This is a genomic window from Ureibacillus terrenus, from assembly GCF_006569205.1.
Lineage (GTDB): Bacteria > Bacillota > Bacilli > Bacillales_A > Planococcaceae > Ureibacillus > Ureibacillus terrenus.
In genome coordinates, this window is the sequence record NZ_VIGD01000005.1 from 38,982 (window position 1) to 61,307 (window position 22,326).

At 44.0% G+C, this 22,326-nt stretch carries 23 protein-coding genes and 1 other annotated feature; of the genes, 8 read left to right on the forward strand and 15 right to left on the reverse strand.

Annotated features, from left to right (window positions below; translation table 11 throughout):
• Positions 1-13: 13 nt before the first annotated feature.
• The 3 genes from FKZ59_RS05040 to FKZ59_RS05050 are packed head-to-tail and all read right to left on the reverse strand — an operon-like array spanning position 14 to position 1,856.
• Positions 14-1,009 (reverse strand): stage V sporulation protein AD, encoded by a 996-nt coding sequence (locus tag FKZ59_RS05040; RefSeq protein ID WP_141601663.1) that lies wholly within the window; start codon positions 1,007-1,009, stop codon positions 14-16.
• Positions 1,003-1,458, reverse strand: coding sequence for a stage V sporulation protein AC (gene spoVAC / locus FKZ59_RS05045; RefSeq protein WP_141601664.1), 456 nt, complete (start codon positions 1,456-1,458; stop codon positions 1,003-1,005). Before spoVAC ends, FKZ59_RS05040 begins: the two co-directional genes overlap by 7 nt.
• Positions 1,458-1,856, reverse strand: a complete 399-nt coding sequence (locus tag FKZ59_RS05050; RefSeq protein ID WP_141601665.1) for a hypothetical protein — start codon at positions 1,854-1,856, stop codon at positions 1,458-1,460. The genes spoVAC and FKZ59_RS05050 overlap by 1 nt, the downstream gene beginning before the upstream one ends.
• 153 nt (positions 1,857-2,009) lie before the next feature.
• Here FKZ59_RS05050 and FKZ59_RS05055 point away from each other — a divergent pair, with 153 nt between their 5' ends.
• The gene (locus FKZ59_RS05055) at positions 2,010-2,531 is read left to right on the forward strand and encodes a CotY/CotZ family spore coat protein (RefSeq protein WP_141601666.1); all 522 of its coding nucleotides are present in this window, start codon (positions 2,010-2,012) and stop codon (positions 2,529-2,531) included.
• Positions 2,532-2,695: 164 nt separating this feature from the next.
• Positions 2,696-3,040, forward strand: a complete 345-nt coding sequence (locus FKZ59_RS05060; RefSeq protein WP_141601667.1) for a 4-diphosphocytidyl-2C-methyl-D-erythritol kinase — start codon at positions 2,696-2,698, stop codon at positions 3,038-3,040.
• 123 nt (positions 3,041-3,163) lie between these two features.
• Here FKZ59_RS05060 and mgtE read toward each other — a convergent pair whose 3' ends face one another.
• The 5 genes from mgtE to FKZ59_RS05085 form a co-directional block, all read right to left on the reverse strand.
• Complete coding sequence (mgtE, locus tag FKZ59_RS05065; protein ID WP_141601668.1) at positions 3,164-4,537, reverse strand: magnesium transporter; 1,374 nt, start codon at positions 4,535-4,537, stop codon at positions 3,164-3,166.
• 120 nt (positions 4,538-4,657) lie between these two features.
• Positions 4,658-5,554 (reverse strand): RluA family pseudouridine synthase, encoded by an 897-nt coding sequence (locus FKZ59_RS05070; RefSeq protein WP_141601669.1) that lies wholly within the window; start codon positions 5,552-5,554, stop codon positions 4,658-4,660.
• Positions 5,554-6,348, reverse strand: coding sequence for an NAD kinase (locus tag FKZ59_RS05075; RefSeq protein WP_141601670.1), 795 nt, complete (start codon positions 6,346-6,348; stop codon positions 5,554-5,556). Before FKZ59_RS05075 ends, FKZ59_RS05070 begins: the two co-directional genes overlap by 1 nt.
• A gap of 2 nt (positions 6,349-6,350) precedes the next feature.
• Positions 6,351-7,016, reverse strand: a complete 666-nt coding sequence (locus FKZ59_RS05080) for a GTP pyrophosphokinase (protein ID WP_141601671.1) — start codon at positions 7,014-7,016, stop codon at positions 6,351-6,353.
• 36 nt (positions 7,017-7,052) lie between these two features.
• Positions 7,053-7,439, reverse strand: coding sequence for a UPF0738 family protein (locus FKZ59_RS05085; protein ID WP_141601672.1), 387 nt, complete (start codon positions 7,437-7,439; stop codon positions 7,053-7,055).
• A 107-nt stretch (positions 7,440-7,546) separates the two neighbouring features.
• Between FKZ59_RS05085 and FKZ59_RS05090 the strand changes: the two genes are divergently transcribed.
• From FKZ59_RS05090 to FKZ59_RS05105, 4 genes are all read left to right on the forward strand, one after another.
• A complete protein-coding gene (locus tag FKZ59_RS05090; protein ID WP_141601673.1) occupies positions 7,547-8,152 on the forward strand; it encodes a CYTH domain-containing protein in 606 nt (201 codons plus the stop codon).
• A complete protein-coding gene (locus tag FKZ59_RS05095; RefSeq protein ID WP_246045822.1) occupies positions 8,137-8,841 on the forward strand; it encodes a lytic transglycosylase domain-containing protein in 705 nt (234 codons plus the stop codon). The genes FKZ59_RS05090 and FKZ59_RS05095 overlap by 16 nt, the downstream gene beginning before the upstream one ends.
• A 167-nt stretch (positions 8,842-9,008) precedes the next feature.
• Positions 9,009-9,410 carry a globin domain-containing protein gene (locus tag FKZ59_RS05100; RefSeq protein WP_141601674.1) on the forward strand — a complete coding sequence of 134 codons (402 nt, stop codon included), beginning with the start codon at positions 9,009-9,011 and terminating at the stop codon, positions 9,408-9,410.
• On the forward strand, positions 9,407-10,231 hold the full coding sequence (locus FKZ59_RS05105) for a DsbA family protein (protein ID WP_141601675.1): 825 nt from the start codon (positions 9,407-9,409) through the stop codon (positions 10,229-10,231). Before FKZ59_RS05100 ends, FKZ59_RS05105 begins: the two co-directional genes overlap by 4 nt.
• A gap of 596 nt (positions 10,232-10,827) precedes the next feature.
• On the opposite strand, the gene pepF is transcribed toward FKZ59_RS05105, so the two are convergent.
• The 4 genes from pepF to spxA all read right to left on the reverse strand — a co-directional run bounded on the left by pepF (position 10,828) and on the right by spxA (position 15,371).
• Entirely contained in the window at positions 10,828-12,633 is a 1,806-nt protein-coding gene (gene pepF / locus FKZ59_RS05110; protein ID WP_141601676.1) for an oligoendopeptidase F, read from the reverse strand.
• Between the two features lie 45 nt (positions 12,634-12,678).
• Positions 12,679-13,818, reverse strand: coding sequence for a competence protein CoiA (locus FKZ59_RS05115; protein ID WP_181733184.1), 1,140 nt, complete (start codon positions 13,816-13,818; stop codon positions 12,679-12,681).
• Positions 13,819-13,949: 131 nt separating this feature from the next.
• Positions 13,950-14,591, reverse strand: coding sequence for an adaptor protein MecA (gene mecA / locus FKZ59_RS05120; RefSeq protein WP_141601678.1), 642 nt, complete (start codon positions 14,589-14,591; stop codon positions 13,950-13,952).
• 384 nt (positions 14,592-14,975) lie between these two features.
• Positions 14,976-15,371, reverse strand: coding sequence for a transcriptional regulator SpxA (spxA, locus tag FKZ59_RS05125; RefSeq protein ID WP_181733193.1), 396 nt, complete (start codon positions 15,369-15,371; stop codon positions 14,976-14,978).
• A 461-nt stretch (positions 15,372-15,832) separates the two neighbouring features.
• Positions 15,833-16,045: a binding site (T-box leader), on the forward strand.
• 55 nt (positions 16,046-16,100) lie between these two features.
• Here spxA and trpS point away from each other — a divergent pair.
• Complete coding sequence (gene trpS / locus FKZ59_RS05130; RefSeq protein WP_141601680.1) at positions 16,101-17,102, forward strand: tryptophan--tRNA ligase; 1,002 nt, start codon at positions 16,101-16,103, stop codon at positions 17,100-17,102.
• A 252-nt stretch (positions 17,103-17,354) separates the two neighbouring features.
• Here the strand turns inward: trpS and fabF are convergent, their stop codons facing one another.
• Positions 17,355-18,593, reverse strand: coding sequence for a beta-ketoacyl-ACP synthase II (gene fabF / locus FKZ59_RS05135; RefSeq protein WP_141601681.1), 1,239 nt, complete (start codon positions 18,591-18,593; stop codon positions 17,355-17,357).
• Between the two features lie 73 nt (positions 18,594-18,666).
• Complete coding sequence (locus FKZ59_RS05140; RefSeq protein WP_141601682.1) at positions 18,667-19,605, reverse strand: beta-ketoacyl-ACP synthase III; 939 nt, start codon at positions 19,603-19,605, stop codon at positions 18,667-18,669.
• A gap of 195 nt (positions 19,606-19,800) precedes the next feature.
• Here FKZ59_RS05140 and FKZ59_RS05145 point away from each other — a divergent pair, with 195 nt between their 5' ends.
• Positions 19,801-19,998, forward strand: a complete 198-nt coding sequence (locus tag FKZ59_RS05145; protein ID WP_141601683.1) for a DUF2929 family protein — start codon at positions 19,801-19,803, stop codon at positions 19,996-19,998.
• Positions 19,999-20,076: 78 nt separating this feature from the next.
• Here FKZ59_RS05145 and FKZ59_RS05150 read toward each other — a convergent pair whose 3' ends face one another.
• The gene (locus FKZ59_RS05150; protein ID WP_141601684.1) at positions 20,077-22,215 is read right to left on the reverse strand and encodes an ATP-dependent Clp protease ATP-binding subunit; all 2,139 of its coding nucleotides are present in this window, start codon (positions 22,213-22,215) and stop codon (positions 20,077-20,079) included.
• Positions 22,216-22,326: the final 111 nt, after the last annotated feature.

Consider the following 22,326-nt stretch of genomic DNA (forward strand, 5'->3'; position numbering starts at 1 on the left):
CATATGTTTGTCCTCACTCCATCGTCACTTCAATTGCATGGGCCGTGCAGGGAATGGATTCGCCTTGCTGAAACGTCAGCGGCGAATGGAGGGAACCGGTTGCAACAAGCAACACCCTCTTAAAACGCCCGCTTTTCAATTGCTGAAGCACATAGCTGAAATAAACGGACGCGGAACAGCCCGAACCGCTGGCGCCCGCTAAAAAGGACGGATCTTCCCCGTAAAACTCTGCCCCTGCATCCCGGAAGATGTTGCATTCTTCGCGGGTCGCCCCGGTCTCGGCAAACATTTTTTTCAAAATTTGCAACCCGATTTTTCCCAAATCCCCCGTCATAATTAAGTCATAATCCTTGATTTGCTGCTTCCTTTTCTCCAGATGCCTTGAAATCGTATCATATGCGGCGGGCGCCATCGCTGCCCCCATATGAAACGGATCCTTCTGTCCATAATCGATGACTTTTCCTACTGTTGCCGCAACAATGGAGGGATTTTTCGGATTATGTTTTCCAATCAAAGTGAATCCCGCCGCCGTAACCGTCCATTGGGCTGTAGCCGGTTTTTGTGAACCATAATAAATCGGATACCGGAATTGCCGTTCGATTGCGTTATGATGGCTGGAAGCGCCTGCAATCGCATATTGGGAGGCGCCCAATTCCGTTAATAGACAAGCAACAATGACGGAAGAGACGGATGTCGCACAGGCTGAAAACAGCCCGATGAAAGAAGCGGCAATTTCCCTTGCAGCAAAATTCGTTGGCGTCATTTGGTTCACTAAATCGCCCGCCAAAAAGAAATCGATATCCAAACGGTTTAAACCGGTTTTATTCAGAAGAATTTGGCATGCTTCCTGGATCATTTTGACGTTTCCCTGTTCATTCGTGGCCTGATTCCATCGCTCATCCTCGACAACCGAATCAAAATAGGAATAAAACACGCTCTTTCTTTCCAGCGGACCTGCGACAGCTGCGCTTGCGATGATGGAAGGTTTTTGTCCGAATACGATTACCATTCAATAACACCCGTCGATACAAGAATTAATTTCACTAAAGCCACGACAAAAGCGGAAGTGACACCGAATAAAATGACAGACCCCGCCAATTTAAACATATTGCCTCCCACTCCAAGCACAAAACCTTCCGTCCGATGTTCAATTGCCGCAGAAATCACCGCATTCCCGAATCCCGAAACCGGCACCGCGCTTCCTGCCCCGGCAAATTGTCCAAGTTTTTGATATAAACCGAAGCCGGTAAGCAGCATGGAGAGAAAAATCATCGTCGCGACAGTCGGGTTTCCAACGGTTTTTTCCGTAAAATCAAAAAAAATGATGTAAAAATACGTAATGGCATGTCCGATCGTACAAATCAGTCCGCCGACAAAAAAAGCTTTTAAAACATTTTTTACATAGGGGGTGCGGGGCGTAATTTCCTGTTCGATCTTATCGAATTTTTCCTGTTCCATTATGTTTCCTCCTTCTTCAATTTTTTCAGTTTCTCCACTTTTTTCTTGAGTTTTTCGCCATCGTCTTCTTTCAACAACTTTTGCGCTTCCCAATAAAGTTTATAGTCTGAGGAAACAGTGATGTCATATTCAGGAAAACTTTCTTCCAGCTTCTTTTTTAAATTCTTTTCGATTTTGGTTTTCTTATAATCGAGCCACGGTTTTGCCTGCACCGCCACCAGCAATTGATCTTCCACGAAAATGGCCCGCCCGCTGTAGATTTCCTCTTCATTTTCCATGATGATTTTCACTTTTTCCGATTCTTCTCCTCCGATATCATTTACTTCAAGGGTTTTTTGATCATCATTGCAGCCCGTTAAAAACATGAACAGCAACAAGGGAAGTACCAATTTTTTCAATCCACATCCCCCTTTTTAATGTCATTATGCGTTTACATAAAAAAAACTATTCAAGAAAAATGACCTAATCGTTCCGCCCATAGACTTTCGCCCGATTGTCATCCATGATTTTTCATATTGTAGATTGAACAAAAATAAGTGAGGTGAAAGATAATGGGTTGTGGAAGAAAACATTTTGACAGCTCTTCACATGGTCGTCGTCATGAGGGTTGCATTTGTGAAGTAGTAGAAACAATTTTAGAACTTCAAAATCACATAGTGGATGATGAGGATGATACTTGCGGCACAAGCTGTTTCCTCGAACCTCTTGGAGGAATCAACAACAAACATCGCAGAAGCCACGCAGATACCCGCGTATTCATGTTATTGAATGAAGACGGTACTCCTTTTAAAGTAATGTTTTTCGATAAAGAATACGGATGGTATAAAACACCGTTCTTCAGAGTAGAGGATATGTTCGGTGATTGCTGTGCAACTTTGCGTGCAATCGCTCCGGCAAGCGATGCCTATGAACCAATTTCTACTGTCGACGGAGAATCAATGGATACTAGCGCAATGATGGAATTCTGCCACTTTAAGAAAACGGATACTTGCGTAACAGTCGATCTCTCCCGTTTCGCCGGTATCCAATGCGTTGCCGATGTAAATTTGCACATCCACGATAAGAAGAAATAATTGATGAAGGGGCAAACGCTCCTTCTTTTTTGTTATTTTTTGCACAAATCCCCCGATCATAACCATTCCAAAATCCATTAATGGCTATCTTGGATGCAACCGACTAGACAATAGTCACGAAAAAAATCCCGTTGCATATTTTATGAAAAAAAGGATGTGTTCGATTGGAAGAACCACTGCTATTCATTCAGACTCCACCCTTCTACTACATTGATGTAGAGGAAGATGCGGAAGAAGCGTGTCTGGAAGAAAGCACTTCAGTGTATGAGATTTCCCGAAGAGAGCGAATTAAAAATCCGGTCATCGCAAGACAGCTGCATTATTTCTCCCAGCCCGGCAACCGCAAACATCGCCATTTGACCTTCCATCTCACCAATGGAGAAAAAATTACAGGATTGATTGAAGGCTTGGACGGAATCAATATCAAAATCCGCACAAAAAACGCTATCACAACTATACATGCCAACGATATCGCTTCCATTTCATTGGCGTCGAAGGGATTAAAATAACCGCTCCTGAGGGAATTTTCCAGCCACTTTTTTCAATTTCCACTCCCCCCCATTCCTTTTTAAATAAAGAAAAAATCTGCCCGCCTTTTCGCAAGCAGATTTTTTCTTTTTCTTTTTTGGATTTTAAAGCTGTCCAAGCAGCAAGGTAGCCAATCCCAAATATATCAATATGCTCGTGATGTCATTTAAAGTGGTGATAAAGGGTCCCGATGCCACCGCCGGATCGATGCCCAATTTATGAATGAGCAGCGGTATAAATGAACCGGCAAGGGTCGCCACGAAAATGGAGCAGAAAATGGCTGTTCCAACAAGAAGTCCAATCATCATGGAGTGCTTCCACAAAAACACCACCAACACAACAATCAAACCACAAGCAAGTCCGGTAATGAGTCCGGTACCCATTTCACGGAAAATCATTTTCAATTTGCTTTTTTCATCAATTTCCCCCGTGGCAATCCCGCGCACCACGACGGCCAATGCCTGCGTTCCGCTGTTTCCGCTCGTTCCGGAAATGAGCGGGATGAACACCGCAAGCAATGCAACCTTTTCAAGGGTCGATTCAAACTGTCCCATCAAGGTTGCCGTCAGCATTCCCAAAAACAACAGCATCACAAGCCACGGCAATCGTTGTCTTGCCGCCTTGAAAGGCCCGGCATCTATATCATCGATATCGGAAATCCCCGCCAGTTTCGAATAGTCGTCGCTGGCTTCTTCATCGATGACGTCAATGATATCGTCGACCGTGATGATTCCTTGCAAAACAAGATTGTCGTCGACAACAGGAAAAGCCAGGAAATTATAATCTTTAAAGATTTGGGCAATTTTTTCCTGATCATCTGTCACCTTCGCATAAACGACCCGATTGTTCATGATATCACGGATCAGGGCATCTTCATCGGCAACAATGAGATCCCTCAGCGATAAAACACCTGTCAAACGGTGATTTTCATCGACGACAAATATATAGTAAATCGTCTCTGCATCCGGCGCTTCCCGGCGAAGCACATTCATCGCAGAACGCACTGTGGAATTTTCCTGGACGGACACATATTCCGTCGTCATGAGAGAACCGGCTGTATGTTTTTCATAGCCCAGAAGTTCCGTTACTTCTTCAGCCGTCTCTTCATCCATCAGTTTAAGAAATTGATCGCGATCCGCTTTATCCAGCTCATTCAATACATCGACCACATCATCGGTATACATGTAAGACAGCATATTGGCTGCATATGTCGGATCCATTTCTTTGATAAATCCTTGAACTTCCTCATCGTCGAGCTCAAGGGCCTCAAAAATTTCCGCCATTTCCTCGGGAGACAAAAAATGATACATCGTCCTGCGTATGTCAGGTCCCACCTTCATATAAAACCGGGCTTGATCATACGCATGCAGTGCCAAAAAATTTTCACGGAATTCATCGATCTTTTCTTCCGTCAGCCATTTCAGCAACTGCCCTTCTTCATTATTGGACAAATCTCGTTTTTCTTTTTCTTCGATCATTTTGTCCCCCTCCTTTCAATATCAATACAATGATAGGTTTCATCCGTTCTCTCGGCAATAGATTTTTTATGAACATCTTGTCCATTAAAAAGAAAAAAGATGTCCGAAAATCTCGAACATCTAATTATGGATTATTTTTTTCATTGAATCAACTATTTCGCTGGAAAAAATGAATTTTTTCCTAGTTAATGGATGGAACAATTCCAAATGTACGCAATGAAGGGCTTGCCGGTCATAGAAATCCTTGCTACCCCCATACAGCTCGTCCCCGACGAGCGGATGGCCGATATGGGACATATGGACTCGGATTTGATGGGTTCTCCCTGTATGTAAATGGAGACGTACATGGGTAAGGGGCTCTTTTTGATGGACAAAATGTTTCAACACTTTCACATCGGTACGGGCGAATTGTCCATCACTTCTGACTTCCCGTTCAATGATGCTTGAACTTTTCCTGCCGATCGGGAGGATGATGGAGGCATCTTTCCGGACATGTCCATGGACGATGGCTTCATATTCTTTTTTGATGAGCCCTTTTTGCATTTGCAGACTCATTAAATGATGAATATGCCGGTGCTTGGCAATGCAGACAAGGCCGGAAGTATCCCGGTCGAGTCTTGTCACGACATGGACGGTGGAATCGATTCCCCTCTCCTGAAAATAGCCGTACACAAAATTGGCGATGCTTCCCGACGGATGTTCCCTTGATGGAATGGTGTTCACATATGGGGGTTTATCGAGGATCAGCAATGCCTCATCTTCATAGACGATATTCAATTCCCCCTGCTCCGGCTCAAGGGATTCGCTCGCTTTTTCTTCCGGAAAGATGATGGTGATGACGTCACCTTTTGACAAAAGGTGGCGCACCGTTTTTTCTTCGCCGTTTACTAAAATTTTTCCGCCGCCATATTTGATGTCCGTCAACGCTCTACTGGAAATCTCCTGCTTTTGAATCGCTTCCCTGAGCAATTCCCCATCTTTCATTGCCTTAAACTGCAATTGAAAAGGCATGGTCATCACTCGCTTGCAATGAAGGAATCATGGACTCTTTCCCAAAAGGGAAACGGACGGAATCTTGCAAAACGCACTTTTTCCTTTGCCACCCGGAAAATTACATGATCCAATTCGCCATGGTCCAGTTGCAAGTGGTCTACCGTCATTGTAAAGGTTTGGTTTTTTACCGGTTTTAACTTGCATGTATGGTGGGCAGGCAGGACGAGAGGCGAACCGATGGTACGGAACACGCGGTTGTTGATGGATGCCATTTCCGTCACCTGGATTGCTTGCAACGTCGGATGGATGATGGCGCCTCCCAATGCTTTATTGTAGGCGGTACTTCCCGACGGAGTGGAAATACATAAACCGTCGCCGCGAAACCGTTCAAAATGTCGGTCATTTAAAAACACATCCATCACAAGGGTGACATTAGGAGATTTAATCGTCGCCTCATTCAATGCCAGATAAGTGCTGACTTCCGAACTATTGTTGCGCACATTCACTTCCAGCAAAGGATATTCAACGACCCGATATTGATTTTTCGCAATACATAACACCAGCTTTTCCAATTCGGACGGCTTCCAGTCTGCGTAAAACCCCAAATGGCCGGTGTGAATCCCGACAAACGCCACTTTATCAAGCCTCTTCACATGATTGTGGAAAGCATGCAGCAGGGTGCCATCCCCGCCGATGGAAATGACGATGTCCGGTTCTTTCTCGTCCATGATCAGGCCAAAATCTTGCAAATAGCCTTGGGCAAGCTCCTTTAATTCATTCGATATAGCATCATTGCGTGATTGTATGGAAAATTTCAATATTACTCACGCTCCTTTTCCTCTCGGATCATTGGGTTTTGGGCTTCTTTGTTTTCGCTGAAGAAGGCCTGGGCTTCCTGAATTTCGTAACGTATCGAAGACATTTCTTCATCCAGCCGGAAAGCCGCTTCAGCTGCCCGCTGCAGGCGCAATTTAATCTCTTCCGGAAAGTCGCCCTTGTATTTATAATTTAAAGAATGTTCGATAGAGGCCCAAAAATTCATGGCCAACGTGCGGATCTGGATTTCCACGGGCACCGTCATTTTTCCTTTGACCGTCTCCACCGGATACTCTGCAATGATATGATAAGAGCGGTAGCCGCTCGGTTTTTTATTGGTGATATAATCCTTTTCTTCAATGATCTTTAAATCATCCCGTTGCCGAATTAAATTGACCACGGTCGCGATATCATCGACAAACTGGCACATGATGCGGATGCCGGCGATGTCCTGCAGTGTTCTGGCCAATTGCTCGGAAGGTTCGAAGGGAATGCCTTTTTCCATGCTTTTATCGTATATGCTTGCCAACGGTTTTACCCGTCCCGTCACAAATTCAATGGGGGAAGTCATGCCTTCCGCCTGATATTGGGATCTCATCCCGCGAAATTTCACTTTCAGCTCGTCCACCGCTTGTTTATACGGTCCAAGAAAACGTTCCCATTGCCCCATTGTACATTCCTCCCATCAACTTCACTTCAACAGCGACTATTCGCTCTTCAATATTTCCCGGAAAGCTGCTTCGACCTTTTCCACAAAAGTATCGCCGTAATTGCCGTTTCCTTCTATATTGAAGACGAGCATTTCCAATTCGTCTGCAAAATTACGTAATGGAATGGTTTTCCCTTTTACCGTCAAAAAAGGATCTTTCTTCGTTTTCAAGATATCGGCAAGCGCTCCCCATACTTTTTCAGGAAAGCGCAAATAACTATACCCGCCGTTTTCTTCCACGACATAGACAAAAGCCGCTCCATCAGAATCTGCCAACATTTGGCCCGCCGGCTTGAGTTGTATTTCCAATGTCCTTTCGTTTAGACTAAAATAGTAAGCATCATTTTCCATACGAACTTCATCGATGTCATATATATTGCGCATTCAAATAACAATCCCTTCCCTACCAGTTCTCCTCATATTTTAACACAGCTGGAACTTTTTTCGATAAAAAGGTTTCCATAAAATCCATAAACGAGAGGGAAAAACGGATGAACCAACAATACGAAATCGAATTCAAAAATGTATTGACGAAAGAACAATATGAACAACTGTTGAAAGAATTCAACATCAAACCGCATCAGATCGTGCGCCAAATCAACCATTACTTGGATACGGAAGAAGGCCACTTGAAAAAATTATCGAGCGCCCTCCGTGTCCGGGAAGAGAATGGAACCATTGTATGCACTTTGAAGGAACAAACATCGGAACACATTCATCTGGAAACGACAGATCAGCTGACAGAACAGCAAAGGGACGAAATTCTTTCCGGCCAAAACTTTGCGGCCCCCTCCGTCAAAGAAAGGCTCATTCAAATGCAAGTGCCAATTGAAGATTTGCGTCCATTCGGCACACTGACAACGGACCGGGCAGAAATCCCCTATAAAGGCGGAGTCCTTGTTTTCGACCACTCCTTCTATTTGCACTGCGACGATTATGAGGTAGAATATGAAACAAAAGATTCAAAATTGGGGAAAGAAGTATTCTTATCATTCTTGCAAGAGCGAAATATAAATATACAAACAGCCGATAAAAAAATTGCCCGATTCATGAAAGCTTTGAAAGGAAAGGGGGATCTTGATTGGAAGCGGCAATGATCAAAGCGATCCTCGAACTCGATGCGCTGCGCTCGTTAAACAACGGCTCCGCCATCAATTCAGCGGACGGGGAGAGCCTGTTTACGGAAATTTTCAATGAAATATTGGCCAACGCCGGGGCGGACGGCTATACGGAACAGGCGCTATTGGATGCGATTGACGAGTTTTCTTCCCAAAACGGTTTGAACGCGGAAGCCAAAGATTATTTATCCCAATTTGCATTACAAAATCAATCTTACATAACGAAAGTGTACAATCAGTACAAATCATTGTCTTCCGTTTCCGCTCAGCAGGCGGAAGCCCCATCGGACGCCCCTTATCGGGAGATTGTCAAGAAAGCCTCCGCCAGATACGGAGTTCCTGAAAAGCTTATATTGGCCGTCATGAAGCAGGAATCCAATTTCAACCCGAATGCGGTAAGTTCCGCCGGGGCGGCAGGACTGATGCAGCTGATGCCCGGCACCGCAAAATATCTGGGGGTAACGGATGCAAAGGACCCCGAACAGAATATCATGGGCGGCACAAAGTATTTGCGCCAATTGTTGGATCAATTCAACAACAACTTAGAATTGGCTTTGGCCGCCTATAACGCCGGACCGGGCAATGTGAAAAAATACGGGGGCATTCCCCCATTCAGAGAGACGCAAAACTATGTAAAGAAGGTACTAAATTACTATAATAATATGTGAATGAAAAAGTTTTCCCCTTTTCGGCGTCATAACTTGCTTAAAGCGATTTGATTGAAAAAAACGTTCAGCCGTTGATAGAATGGATTATAACTAAGTGCAGGTCTTCATCATATGGCCACAATTTCGAATATGCGCAAATACGTATATTAAAAGGAGTTTTTTCACCTATGAACCAAAAATACAAAGTTCCATATGAAGAAATTGGTGCTGAAAAATTAAAGGAATTGATTCATGCCTTTTATAGACGTGTCGATGTGCATCCGTTGCTGCGGCCTTTATTCCCGGATGACTTGACGGAGACCATCCGGAAACAAATCCAATTCCAAACCCAATACCTAGGAGGCCCGAATTTATATACGCAAGAGCACGGTCATCCGATGATGCGCGCAAGGCATATGCGTTTCAAAATCACGCCCGATCATGCCCAGGCCTGGCTTGAATGCATGAGCGAAGCAATGGATGAAGTGGGGCTGGAAGGACCGTTGCGCGAACAATATTTCCAACGGCTCGTGTTGACTGCGCATCATATGATTAATTCTCCGAACGAGGATGAGGGGGGATTCGATTGAATAATATCCAGCTTGTATCAGAGCCTGTCGCATCCGATAAAACGTCGAAACCGATTGAATTGTATGTTTTTATTGACCCGCTTTGCCCCAATGCCTTCAAATTGCAGTCCCTGTTGAAAAAACTGCAATTGGAGTACGAGCATTATTTCACATGGAGATATGTACTCAGTACCGAGTTGACCGCTTTAAACTGTGTCACTCGGCGCATCAAAGGGTGCTTTACAGGTGCTGATGTGGATATTACTCATCCCGCCTTGCCCTCGCTAGCCATCAAAGCGGCCGAATTGCAAGGGAAAAAGGCGGCCAACCGATACATCCGAAAGTTGCAGGAACACGCATTATTGGGAACAAAAAACGTCCATTCTTATACCGCGTTAGTGAAAATGGCCAAAGAAGCCAATCTGGATCAGGAAGAATTCGTCAAAGATTTCGGATCAAAAGAAGCGGTGCGCGCATTTCAATGCGATTTGTATATCACAAGGGAGATGGAAATCGACGAAGTTCCGAGCATCGTCTTTTTCAATGAATATATCGAAGAAGAGGGATTGAAAGTCAGCGGAATTTATTCCTATGAGATTTACGTACACATCCTGCAGGAAATGCTGGATGAAAAAATAGTCCGCAAGCCTCTTCCGTCCTTTGATGAATTGTTCCAGCGTTTCCACTATTTAACGACGGACGAAGTGGCCAGCATTTATTCCATATCTATAAGCGATGCCGAACGGGAATTGAAAAAACGCATGCTGCAGCAAAAAATAGAGCGCGTGTCGAACGAAACGGTGACCCTTTGGCGGTTAAAGCAGCCATCCTTCTCATTCTAGCAATCATGAACCATCATTTGATATTAATAGAATCTTTCCGTGTAGACATGAAAAATGTCTACTTTTTTTCGCGCTTTTTTCGGGAAGGATTCTGCGAAGCGCTTCTTCAATTCCTTGAAACCGGCCGTTTTTCATTTGACGGAAGTCTTCCGCAAAATATCGGAACATGGGGATTTACAAACATGTAAAAGAGGCATTTGCCATTTGCAAATGCCTCTTTACACAAAGGGGATGGGAGAAATGTTCACGTTCAAACAAAGGGGTGTATGTTTGATATGTGATTTATTTCACGTTTATAATTTATCATGGAATAATAATTAATGCAAGGTTTGCGACTCGAAATTCACAAATTCGACATAATGAAAACACTTTCATTAAACTTTCAAAAAATATTGAAAAATTAAGAAAAAATATCCCTATTAAGTTGATTTTCCCAGCACGGAAATCATACGCTTTCCATATAAATATTCGACAAAAAAATATTATACAAAAAAAGTTTTAATCCGAGAAAAAAATGCTTCAAAAGAGAATCCACCCTCTTTTAAAGCATTTTTGATGAGCCCTTATGCAATTTGTACTATTCCCCGCGGGAAAACTTATTTTAATAATAAAGATTCCAATTCGTCCAGCTTTTCTTCGAATACTCTGCAGGCCTGGGCGATCGGTTCCCGGGATTCCATATCCACTCCTGCTTTTCTTAATACTTCGATTGGGAAATCGGAGCATCCGGCTTTCAAGAAGTGGTTGATGTAGCGGTCCACTGCCGGTTTTCCTTCTTCTAAAATTTGCCGGCTCAAAGCCACTGCCGCGCTTTGTCCCGTCGCATATTGATATACGTAGTAGTTGTAATAGAAGTGCGGGATTCTCGCCCATTCGAGGCCGATCTCTTCATCGACCGTCATTTCTTCTCCGAAATATTGTTTATTCAAATCATAATAAATTTCCGTCAAACGTTCCGCCGTGATGGCTTCCCCGTTGCGGTCCATTTCGTGGATCATATGTTCAAACTCCGCAAACATGGTTTGCCGGTAAACGGTGCTTCTGAAGCTGTCGAGCCAATGGTTGAGAAGATAAAGCTTCATTTGTTTATCGTCCGTATGTTTCAATAAATAATCGAATAACAGCTCCTCATTGCATGTGGAAGCCACTTCCGCCACGAAAATGGAGTAATCCGCATATGGATACGGCTGCGTTTTTCTCGTATAGTAGCTGTGCATGCTGTGGCCGAATTCATGGGCCAACGTGAACAAGTTGTCGAGATTGTTTTGCCAGTTCAACAAGACATATGGATTTGTTCCATATGTGCCGGAAGAGTAGGCGCCGCTCCGTTTGCCCTTGTTTTCCATCACGTCCACCCATCGGCTGTTCAATCCTTCCTGCACGATGGACTGATATTCTTCCCCTAATGGCGCAAAGCTTTTCACCATAATGTCTTTCGCCTTTTCATAAGGCATGTCGATTTTCACTTTCTTCACAAGGGGAACAAACAGGTCGTACATATGCAATTCATCGAGTTCCAGCGCCTTTTTGCGCAATTTTACATATCGGTGGAGCGCCGGCAAATATTCATGGATCGTTTCAATTAATTGATCGTACACTTTTTCCGGTATATGGTTGCCGGCAAGTGCGCGGTGTCGGGCTGACTTGTAGTTGCGGATTCTCGCATACACATTGTGCGCTTTGACATTGCCTGCCAGCGTGGAGGCAAAGGTGTTGATAAACTTGCCATACGTATCGTACATTGCTTTGAAGGCGCTTTTTCTCACTTCGCGGTCTTCGCTTTCCAAAAACGTGATGTAATTGCCGTGAGTGAGCTGCACTTCTTCGCCTTCTTCATTTTTGATCACAGGGAATTCGAGATCCGCGTTGTTCAAAGCGCTGAATGTCGTACCCGGCGAGCTTGACACTTCCGAAAACTGCGCCAGGATCTCCTCTTTGTCCGCAGACAACACATGAGGCCGCTGCAAGTTCAATTCCTTGAACATTTGCGTATAGAGGCGCAACGGTTCATATTCATCAAGATATCGCTGAATTTGTTCCTCTGACAGCGTCAAAATTTCCGGAGTCAGGAATGACCATGCCGCATTGATTTTCGCGCCCAATGAGCGCGCGCGGCTTTCCATGCCCTGATATTTGCTCTTCGTCGTATCTTCATCGTGTTTGAGATGGCTGTAGACATAGAGTCTTCCGAAGCGTTCGGAAATTTGATCGCTGAATTGCAGCGTTTCATATAAAGATTGGGCGCTTTCCGTTGCTTTCCCTTTATACTTTTCAGCTTCTGAGACCAATTTTTCCAAATCCTTGAATTCCTGTTCCCATGCCTCATCGGAAGGGAAAATGGTCGTCAAATCCCAAGTCAATTCTTTCGGCACTTCTTCGCGTGTAATCAATTTTTTTGCCATATGAATGCCCCCGTCCTGAAAAAATTTGGTACCAACCATATTTTCTCAATCTTTGACGTTTGTTGCAAGAAATTGCCTGTACAGAAGTTCCTCCAGTTGCGGCTGTTTCACGGAACTTTCGGCATTTTCCACCCCCAGTTCCTGCAGAAGCCGCACAAATCGGAGGACCGGCAAAAGCGCATCCTCCGTGCAGATCCGATTGGACCAGCGGAAAAAATCCGAAATCACCGCCCGGTTGATGGCATGCACTTTTATTCCGCAAAGCCCAATAAAATACATCAGCTCCGTCTGCCATTCAACTGCGCAAACCTTCAGCGCTTCATTGCCGCAGATCGGCACGCCGAGAAAGGATGGAAGATGTTCAAGATTCAGCCGAAGTTCATAAACGCTTCTTAAAAATAAATCATTGACACCTTTTCGGCTAAGTAAAACCCTTGACCGCAAAAAATGTTTGATAAAAAGATGGTATGCTTTTAATACTTTGGAAAATTCATCGGTCGAGTAAGACTTTGGCAAATAAAACGGGAAATGCTGCCTGAATAGAGGAAGGGGAATGACTTTTGAAAAAAACGTGATGCCTTTCAGATGAATGAGATTGGAGAGATACACAAACTGTTTGGATAAAGGATCGTAGGTCATGAGAAATTTCGGCCCATTTTCGCCGCAAGCAAATTGCTGGAGTTGATGAGGAAGGGTCACTTTTTGGAAGCCTTTTGTTCCATTGAGTTTATTGACAGGAGTTAACGGAATCCAAATGGGCATAATCTTTTTTTGAAGATATCCTTGATTTCGTTCCATCAAACGTTTATGATGAATGGGACTGCATTGGAACTCGATGGCATAAATGGAATCGTTCTTATTGACCAATAAATCGGGCCTCTGTCTTAGTTCCGGCAAATAGGATTCCAGTTCCACCCGGAGCTCCAGGGAGCGGAAAAAACCAAATAGCTGCTCTTTTCCCAGCAGATGCTCCATCGTTTCGCCTTCCGAAAACGTTGAATCGCATCGGCTTTTTGTTATATGGGCAAAGTGGGGAATCCTGATATGGCCGATTTTCAATTGAAGCGGTCCGCCGCATTGGGGACAGTAAAACTTTTTTTCTTCCCTTAAACGTCTCAAGGTTGTATGAGGGATCTTGGAATCAATGATAAATTTCTCCTGATTTTCAGTTACTGCTACCAGCACAAAATCCCCCCTTTTCAACCATTTTATGTAATGAGGGAGCCGCCCGCAAGAGAAAAAATTGTTTTGCATCCAAGAAAAAAGGGTAAGGAAAAAAAGGCAAAAAAACAAAAGTGCCCAAATATAGGCACATATTAATCAAAGTAGTGGACAATTGTTTCGAAGCAATCTTCTTCCATAATTGCCGTACCATATTCTTTTAGCCGGTAAATCGTCATTTTGGAACTTGTTAAATATTCATCCAAAATGGAACGTATATTTTGGCGTGTAGCACTGTCATTGATGCCGGTGAAATCGATGGCAACATAGTAATCATTTTCATATTTATATAAAGAGCTGTTTAAGCCGTAATCCACTAAACGGTTCGCCACTGGAACGATCTCATCGATATCCTTGAATTTATATATGGACATATTCTTTATTCCTTCATAATTTAGCACATCATCATCTTCGAAGGGATTGAACGGTTCTTTTTGGCCGATTGCCGCTTCATGTTCTTCAAAGCTGGAGAACAATGCGCCCGGATCCCCGTCATTGACGTTTGCCCGTGTAACGATGACTTCCAAGCCTTGTTCGGAAGCATTCACATGGATCCAGATTGGGCCATCCAAGTCGAAATATTCTTCCGTATTGATTTCACCAATCATATCCCAAAACAATTCTTCGCCTTTTGCTCTGTTGTACCAAATTTCTTCACGGGTGTATCCGCGGTCCTCAATATCACGGTATGTGATAAAGAGCTTGATTGTATTTTCATTTACGCGTTCGATGTCCATGAGACTTCAACTCCCTTCACAGTCATTGGTTGAAAACCCGAAAGCGTGTATTTAGTATGTTTGAATCGGGGGGAAATTACACCCCAATTCGACAGTGCCTTTCCCCTAATCCTTTCCTTTGGCAAACAGAACAAAACGCTTTCTATATTTATATGTCTCATTCTATGATTCTATTGTATGATGAAGGAAGAGAAAATGAAAAGGAAAAACACCCTCGAATTAAAATTATTTGAATTATTGAACATTGTAGATGACAACCTAAATTAAATCAAGTATTAAGTGAAAAATGATGAATTTTCGTCAGGATTTTTTCGCAAATAAAAAAAGCGTAATCAAGTCAAACAGAGTTGACTGATTTACACTTTTTTCTGCAAAATTTTATGATTAATTGACCATTTTTTGCGCTTCCATCAATTGGTAAGCACGGACTTTCCGAGGCAAGAAACGTCGGATTTCGTCCTCATTAAAACCGACTTGGAGGCGTTTTTCATCCAAAATGATCGGGCGGCGCAAAAGTCCTGGATGTTCCTGGATCAATTCATACAATTTTTGCAAAGGCAGGCTTTCCACATCGATGTTCAACTTTTGAAAAACCTTTGAACGAGTGGAAATAATCTCATCCGTTCCGTCCTCGGTCATTCGCAAAATTTCTTTGATTTCACTGATTGTAAGAGGTTCCGAAAAGATGTTCCGTTCTCTATATGGGATATCATGCTCTTCAAGCCATGCTTTCGCTTTTCTGCATGATGTGCAGCTCGGTGAAGTATATAATGTTACAATCATTGTTCCACTTCCCTTCTATTATTGATTGTTCTATATTCATCAAAAGCATTTACTTCTGAGTAAGCATTTATCAATTTAGAATTAGTATTATTTTAAATTCTGTATCAATTATACACTATTCTTCCCGATTTGAATATAGTTAATTTAAAAAATTATATATTTTATGGTAAATTTCTTAAAAAATTCGTTGATTTTGCTTTGTTGAAGACAAAAATCCTTTTTCTGCAATAGTGAAATTGCGCCGATGCCTCCCTGATGTCCATGCTTTTCATTTCTCAATTAACTTACAATAATCGAGAATATTCTTAATTTATTGACAAAATGCATCTTTTATGTTTCTACTACAGTATTACCCAATTCTGTTTATTCTCATTCCAGGATGAATAAATTTTCATGTTTGATTTTTCCTATAAATTACTTTATAATTCACTCATAATTTATCGATGAAAATGCATAATGAAACAGCGATGACGAAGGAGAGTACATTTGCCTTCTGCGCCAAGAGAGTCTGTGGCTGGTGCGAACAGATCGCAGCGGCAAATGGAATGGGCTTCCGAGCTAGCTTTACGAAAGAAGAGTAGTAAAGCACGTCCACTTCACGTTACGAAGAACCAAGTGGCCTCTTTAGGCAAACTGGGTGGTACCGCGGATACACATCATTCGTCCCAATACAACTGTATTGGCCGTTTGATGTTTTTTTATGGAACAAAATAGGAGGTAATGTTGATGAAAACCATTTTCTCAGGGGTTCAACCAACAGGAGTCATTACATTAGGAAACTATATCGGAGCATTCATGCAATTCCCTGCGCTGCAAGATGAAGGAAACGCCATTTACTGCATCGTGGACCAACATGCCATCACCGTTCCGCAAGATCCCCAAGAATTGCGGCAAAACATTCGCACTCTTGCTGCCACTTATCTTGCAACGGGCATCGATCCGAAAAAAGCGACGTTATTTATCCAATCGGAAGTTCCTGCCCACACGAAAGCCGGCTGGATGCTGCAATGCATCACATCCATTGGGGAACTGGAACGAATGACGCAATTTAAAGATAAATCGGCGAAAGTCGGAAAAGAATTCGTTTCAGTCGGTCTTTTGACATATCCTCCATTAATGGCGGCAGATATCTTGCTTTATAATACAGATATCGTCCCTGTCGGAGAGGACCAAAAACAACATCTTGAATTGACCCGCGACTTGGCGGAACGCTTCAACAAACGCTTCGGCGAAGTGTTCAAAATTCCGGAAATCCGGCTTCCGAAAGCGGGGGCACGCATCAAATCATTGCAGGAACCGACGAAAAAAATGAGCAAGTCCGATGCGAATACAAAAGCGACCATCCGTTTATTGGATACGCCAAAAGAAATCATGAAAAAAATCAAATCGGCCGTGACGGATTCGGAAAACGTGATTGCCTTCGACGAAGAAAGAAAACCGGGCATTTCCAACCTTTTGACCATCGAAGCGGCCATCACCAACAAATCCATCGATGAAGTGGTGAAAAAATATCAGGGTCTCGGCTACGGCGCCTTTAAAGAAGGAGTTGCGACGGCTTTGATCGAGCATTTGACGCCAATCCAGGAACGTTTCCGCGAAATCGTCGACTCCGAAGAATTGGATAAAATTTTGGATGAAGGTGCCGAAAAGGCAAATGCGATTGCCAACGAAACGGTTAAGAAAATGGAGATCGCGATGGGAATAGGCCGAATATCAAGACAAAAATAATGACCAAAGAAGCCGAAGCCAAATATAGTTCAGGAGCGCTTAAAATATAGGAAATAACGGCGCGCCAGGAATATCCGAGCGTCCGGAAGTTCAGGTACAGAAGAAGATTGCTGACGGAAATGACGCAAATGCCGTAGCTAAAGAGAAACAGCATAAACCTGAAAATCATGCCACCATCCCTTCTTTTCCCTTTTTATTCATCAATGAAAATAAAAATGCGTTTAGCACCGGGCTAAACGCATTTTTATTTTATTATTCCTCGATCTTTTTGAAAACGAGGCTTGCATTATGTCCTCCGAAACCTAGCGAGTTGCTCATCGCATAACGGATGTCCGCTTTGCGCGCTTCATTTGGTACATAGTCAAGATCGCATTCAGGATCCGGATTGTGCAAGTTGATTGTCGGAGGCAGGATGCCCTCCTTCAATGCCAAAACCGTGAAAATCGCTTCCACACCGCCGGCAGCGCCAAGCAAATGGCCTGTCATGGATTTTGTGGAACTCATCGCAAGTTTATAGGCATGGTCGCCAAATACTGTTTTGACCGCCATTGTTTCATATAAGTCATTGTATGGCGTGCTTGTTCCATGGGCATTAATATAATCGATATCTGTCGGGTCAATGCCGGCATCATCAATGGCATGCTTGATCGCACGGGCGGCGCCTTCCCCATTTGGAGCCGGAGCCGTAATATGGTAAGCATCGCCCGTTGCACCATAGCCGATGATTTCCGCATAAATTTTTGCACCGCGCGCTTTGGCAAATTCATATTCCTCGAGTACCAGCACTCCTGCCCCTTCGCCCATGACAAATCCGTCGCGGTCTTTATCAAACGGGCGGGATGCCGTATTTGGGTCAGGATTCAATGAAAGAGCAGTGGCTGAACAGAAACCGGCAAGCGCCATTTTAACGATTGGGGCTTCTGTTCCTCCCGTAATCATCACATCTGCGTCGCCGCGCTGAATGACCTTAAACGCGTCTCCAATCGAATTCGTTCCTGATGCGCATGCAGTCACTGTACATGCATTTGGACCTTTGGCGCCCAAATAGATGGAAACTTGTCCGCTCGCCATATCCGGAATCATCATCGGAACAAAAAATGGACTTACGCGGCGAGGACCACGCTTTTGAAACGTCTCAAATTGCTCCTCGTATGTTTCCATTCCGCCGATGCCGGAGCCGATCCATACGCCGACCCGATCGGCAATTTCATCCGTAATCTCCAAATTCGCATCTTTCACGGCCATCAAGGCGGAAGCGACGGCAAAATGGGTGAAACGGTCCATTCTTCTTGCTTCTTTTCGCTCAATAAATTGTTCAATATCAAAATCTTTAACTTCCGCAGCCACTTTCGCCGGGAATAAATCCGCATCCACTCTTGTCAACGGCCCAATGCCGGATTTGCCTTCTTTGATTGCAGACCATGTTTCTTCCACTGTATTTCCAAGCGGAGTAACGGCACCAACGCCGGTTACAACTACTCTCCTTTTCATGTCTCTCTTGAACCCCCTTACAAATCACTATAATTATAAATTACTATAACTCGATGGGGAAAATCTATATCATTTATTTTCCCCAACGGATGACAGCGCCGCCCCATGTGAGCCCTCCGCCGAATCCGACTAAAACAACAATATCGTCATCTTTGATTTTTCCTTCATCCAGTTCATCTTTTAACGCGATTCCGATGGAGGAAGATGAAGTATTGCCATACTTATGAATGCGTTTGGACAATTTATCTTCGGACAATTCCAATCTCTCTCTCGCCGCTTCCATGATGCGGATATTCGCCTGGTGCGGCACGAGGAAATCCACATCTTCCTTCGACAGCCCCGCCTTTTCAATGACCGATAATGCAGTGGCCCCCATTTGGCGTACAGCAAATTTAAATACTTCACGACCGTTCATGTAAATGAAATTTTCATCATTCATATGCAAATATTTTCCTCCTGAACCGTCCGCCCCTAATTCAAAAGCCAAAATGCCTCTTCCTTCCGACACTTTGCCGACCACGGCGGCGCTTGCTCCGTCTCCGAACAGCACGGCCGTATTACGGTCCTTCCAATCCGTAATTTTGGATAATTTTTCTGCACCTACCACTAATACATAGTCATAATTGTTGCTTTCTACAAATAATTTTGCCGTCGCCAGGGCATAAATAAATCCGGAACATGCGGCGGATAAATCCATGGCAGCCGCATTCACGGCCCCCAATTTTTCCTGTATTTGGCATGCGACACTTGGGAAGGCGCGATCCGGCGTAACCGTCGCAACCAATATCAAACCGATCTGCTCAGGGCTGATTCCGGCATTTTCTAGTGCCTTTTTCGCCGCTTTATAAGCCATATCCGAGGTATCTTCATCTTCCCGGGCGATCCTTCTTTCTTCAATGCCCGTCCGGGTGCGGATCCATTCATCGTTTGTATCCAGAATTTTTTCCAAATCAAAATTCGTCACAACTTTTTCAGGAATATATTTTCCTAAACCGAGTATTCCAGCGTTCATGGTCATTTAACCCCCATTATTAATACTTACGATTAGTAGTTGGTCATAATTATAGACCATCATGCAAATTTTCACAATAATAAAATTGAATTATACCAAAAAGTTTATTGTTTATTTTTGACAGACTGTGTTATCATTATTAAGATGAACCATGCATATATTGAGTAATTTATGGGCAATAGAGGTGAAAACGAAATGCAATATATTATCTCGTTCATTTTGGGAATCTTGTTGATTTCAATGTTAAGCTACGTGGTTGGTTCCATTTTGGGCGTGCCATTCGACTTTACGACAACTGCATTTATTGCTGTCATCTTCCTTATTCTTGTTTGGATCGTAGCTGCAATCATCCCTAGCGAATCTCCAAAAGAACTTAAATCTGACCAAAAATAATAATCGGTAATGAAAAAACCGAATGGGTTTCGATTTCCCATTCGGTTTTTTCATTGAATTTGAACATCCCTGGAATTTTCATTTCTTTTCTTTCAAAACGGCCAATTGTCCATCCTGCAAGGAAACCCTCATCGTTTCTCCCGGCAAAATTTCCCCTTTCAGCAATTCTTTCGCCACGGCCGTTTCCACATGACGCTGTACGAAACGCTTCAAAGGTCTTGCCCCGAATTGCGGATCTACGCCGTTTTCCACCACCCATTTGACCACTTCATCATCGACAATCAATGTAATATCGTTTTCTGCCACCCGCTCCTGCAATTCTTTGATATATTTCCGGGCAATCGCTTCGAAATGTTCGTCCGAGAGGGCATGGAACAGAATGATGTCATCAATGCGGTTCAACAATTCCGGCTTAAAATGCTTGCGGAGTTCGCCCATCACCACTTTTTCCACTTCTTCGTTCAATTCGGCACCCGCGTCCAGCAAATATTGGGAACCGATATTGGATGTCATGATGACGATGGTATTGGCAAAATTGACGAGGCGTCCCTGGCTGTCCGTAATCCGTCCGTCATCAAGGATTTGCAGCAAAATGTTCGCCACATCCGGATGGGCTTTTTCAATTTCGTCCAGCAAAATGACGGAATATGGATTTCTGCGCACCGCTTCCGTCAACTGGCCTCCTTCTTCGTAGCCGACATATCCCGGAGGTGCGCCGACAAGCCGAGATACGCTATGTTTTTCCATATATTCGCTCATATCAATCCGGATAAAATGATCTTCCGAATCGAACAATTGGGCTGCCAATGCTTTGGCAAGTTCGGTTTTCCCTACGCCTGTCGGGCCAAGGAAAATGAAGGAGCCGATCGGACGGTTCGGATCTTTGATTCCGGAACGGGCGCGCCATACCGCTTCCGTCACGAGTTTGACCGCCTCATCCTGTCCGACCACCCGTTCATGCAAGGTTTCTTTCAGGCGCAGCAATTTCTCGCGCTCGCCTTCCATCAATTTCGCCACCGGAATTCCGGTCCAGCGGGAAACGATGGTCGCAATTTCGTCGGCCGTCACTTCTTCGCGCAATAGCCGGTTTTCGGAACCCTTGGCCAGCGATTCCTCCAATTGTTTGATTTCCTTTTCGATGTCAGGAATTTTTCCATATTGGAGTTCCGCCATTTTGTTCAAATCCATCCGGGCCTGTGCATCTTCCAGCTGGCGGCGGTATTCGTCCAACAATTCCCGTTTCTTTTGCAATTGTTCCAAACCTTGTTTTTCAAATTCCCATTTCTTTTTCAATTCTTGCTGTTCTTCTTTTAATGCTTTCAATTCTTCCCTTAACGCTTCCAGCCGTTTTTTGCTCGCTTCATCCGTCTCTTTCATCAGCGCCTGTTCTTCAATTTCCAGCTGCATCACCCGGCGCGTCACATCATCCAGCTCCTGCGGCATGGAATCGATTTCCGTCCGGATCATCGCGCAGGCCTCATCAATCAAATCGATGGCCTTATCCGGCAAAAAGCGGTCCGTAATATAACGGTTGGAAAGCTGGGCGGCTGCAATAATGGCCCGGTCATGGATTCGCACCCCATGATGGAGTTCAAAACGTTCTTTCAGCCCCCGCAAAATCGAAATCGTATCTTCCACGGAAGGCTCCCTGACCATCACTTGCTGGAAACGGCGTTCTAAAGCCGGATCCTTTTCGATATATTTCCGATACTCATCCAATGTCGTCGCTCCGATGCAATGAAGTTCGCCGCGGGCAAGCATCGGTTTCAAAATGTTGCCGGCATCCATGGAACCTTCCGCCCTTCCGGCACCGACGATTGTATGGATTTCATCGATGAATAAAATGATTTTTCCTTCGGATTCCCGGATGGACTTTAAAACGCTTTTTAAACGCTCCTCAAATTGCCCCCGGAAACTGGCTCCGGCAATCAACGAACTCATATCCAGTTCCCATATGACGCAATCTTTCAATGCTTCCGGCACATCTTTCCGGACAATCCGCTGCGCAAGCCCTTCCACAATCGCCGTTTTTCCGACGCCTGGTTCCCCGATGAGCACAGGATTGTTTTTCGTCTTTCTGGATAAAATACGAATAACATTCCGTATTTCTTCGTCCCGTCCGATGACCGGATCGATTTTTCCTTTTTTGACTTCTTCGTTCAAATTCCGCCCGAATTTTTCCAAAGGATTGCGGAGATCTTCCTGCTGCAATTGCATATAACCACCTCTTCATAACGTTTGACCATTCTTGACTAATCTTGATTATAATTTTATAAACATGGAAATGCAAAAAATCTCTCCTAAATTATTCAAAATATCCCTCATGCA

Coding starts and splice junctions, on each gene's coding strand:
- spoVAC (WP_141601664.1), bottom strand. CDS start 1,458: ATGGAACAGGAAAAATTCGATAAGATCGAACAGGAAATTACGCCCCGC.
- FKZ59_RS05145 (WP_141601683.1), top strand. CDS start 19,801: ATGCAATATATTATCTCGTTCATTTTGGGAATCTTGTTGATTTCAATG.
- mecA (WP_141601678.1), bottom strand. CDS start 14,591: ATGGACATCGAACGCGTAAATGAAAATACAATCAAGCTCTTTATCACA.
- FKZ59_RS05080 (WP_141601671.1), bottom strand. CDS start 7,016: ATGGGGCAATGGGAACGTTTTCTTGGACCGTATAAACAAGCGGTGGAC.
- FKZ59_RS05055 (WP_141601666.1), top strand. CDS start 2,010: ATGGGTTGTGGAAGAAAACATTTTGACAGCTCTTCACATGGTCGTCGT.
- trpS (WP_141601680.1), top strand. CDS start 16,101: ATGAAAACCATTTTCTCAGGGGTTCAACCAACAGGAGTCATTACATTA.
- FKZ59_RS05090 (WP_141601673.1), top strand. CDS start 7,547: ATGAACCAACAATACGAAATCGAATTCAAAAATGTATTGACGAAAGAA.
- FKZ59_RS05150 (WP_141601684.1), bottom strand. CDS start 22,215: ATGCAATTGCAGCAGGAAGATCTCCGCAATCCTTTGGAAAAATTCGGG.
- fabF (WP_141601681.1), bottom strand. CDS start 18,593: ATGAAAAGGAGAGTAGTTGTAACCGGCGTTGGTGCCGTTACTCCGCTT.
- FKZ59_RS05040 (WP_141601663.1), bottom strand. CDS start 1,009: ATGGTAATCGTATTCGGACAAAAACCTTCCATCATCGCAAGCGCAGCT.
- mgtE (WP_141601668.1), bottom strand. CDS start 4,537: ATGATCGAAGAAAAAGAAAAACGAGATTTGTCCAATAATGAAGAAGGG.
- FKZ59_RS05085 (WP_141601672.1), bottom strand. CDS start 7,439: ATGCGCAATATATATGACATCGATGAAGTTCGTATGGAAAATGATGCT.
- pepF (WP_141601676.1), bottom strand. CDS start 12,633: ATGGCAAAAAAATTGATTACACGCGAAGAAGTGCCGAAAGAATTGACT.
- FKZ59_RS05070 (WP_141601669.1), bottom strand. CDS start 5,554: ATGACCATGCCTTTTCAATTGCAGTTTAAGGCAATGAAAGATGGGGAA.
- FKZ59_RS05140 (WP_141601682.1), bottom strand. CDS start 19,605: ATGAACGCTGGAATACTCGGTTTAGGAAAATATATTCCTGAAAAAGTT.
- FKZ59_RS05100 (WP_141601674.1), top strand. CDS start 9,009: ATGAACCAAAAATACAAAGTTCCATATGAAGAAATTGGTGCTGAAAAA.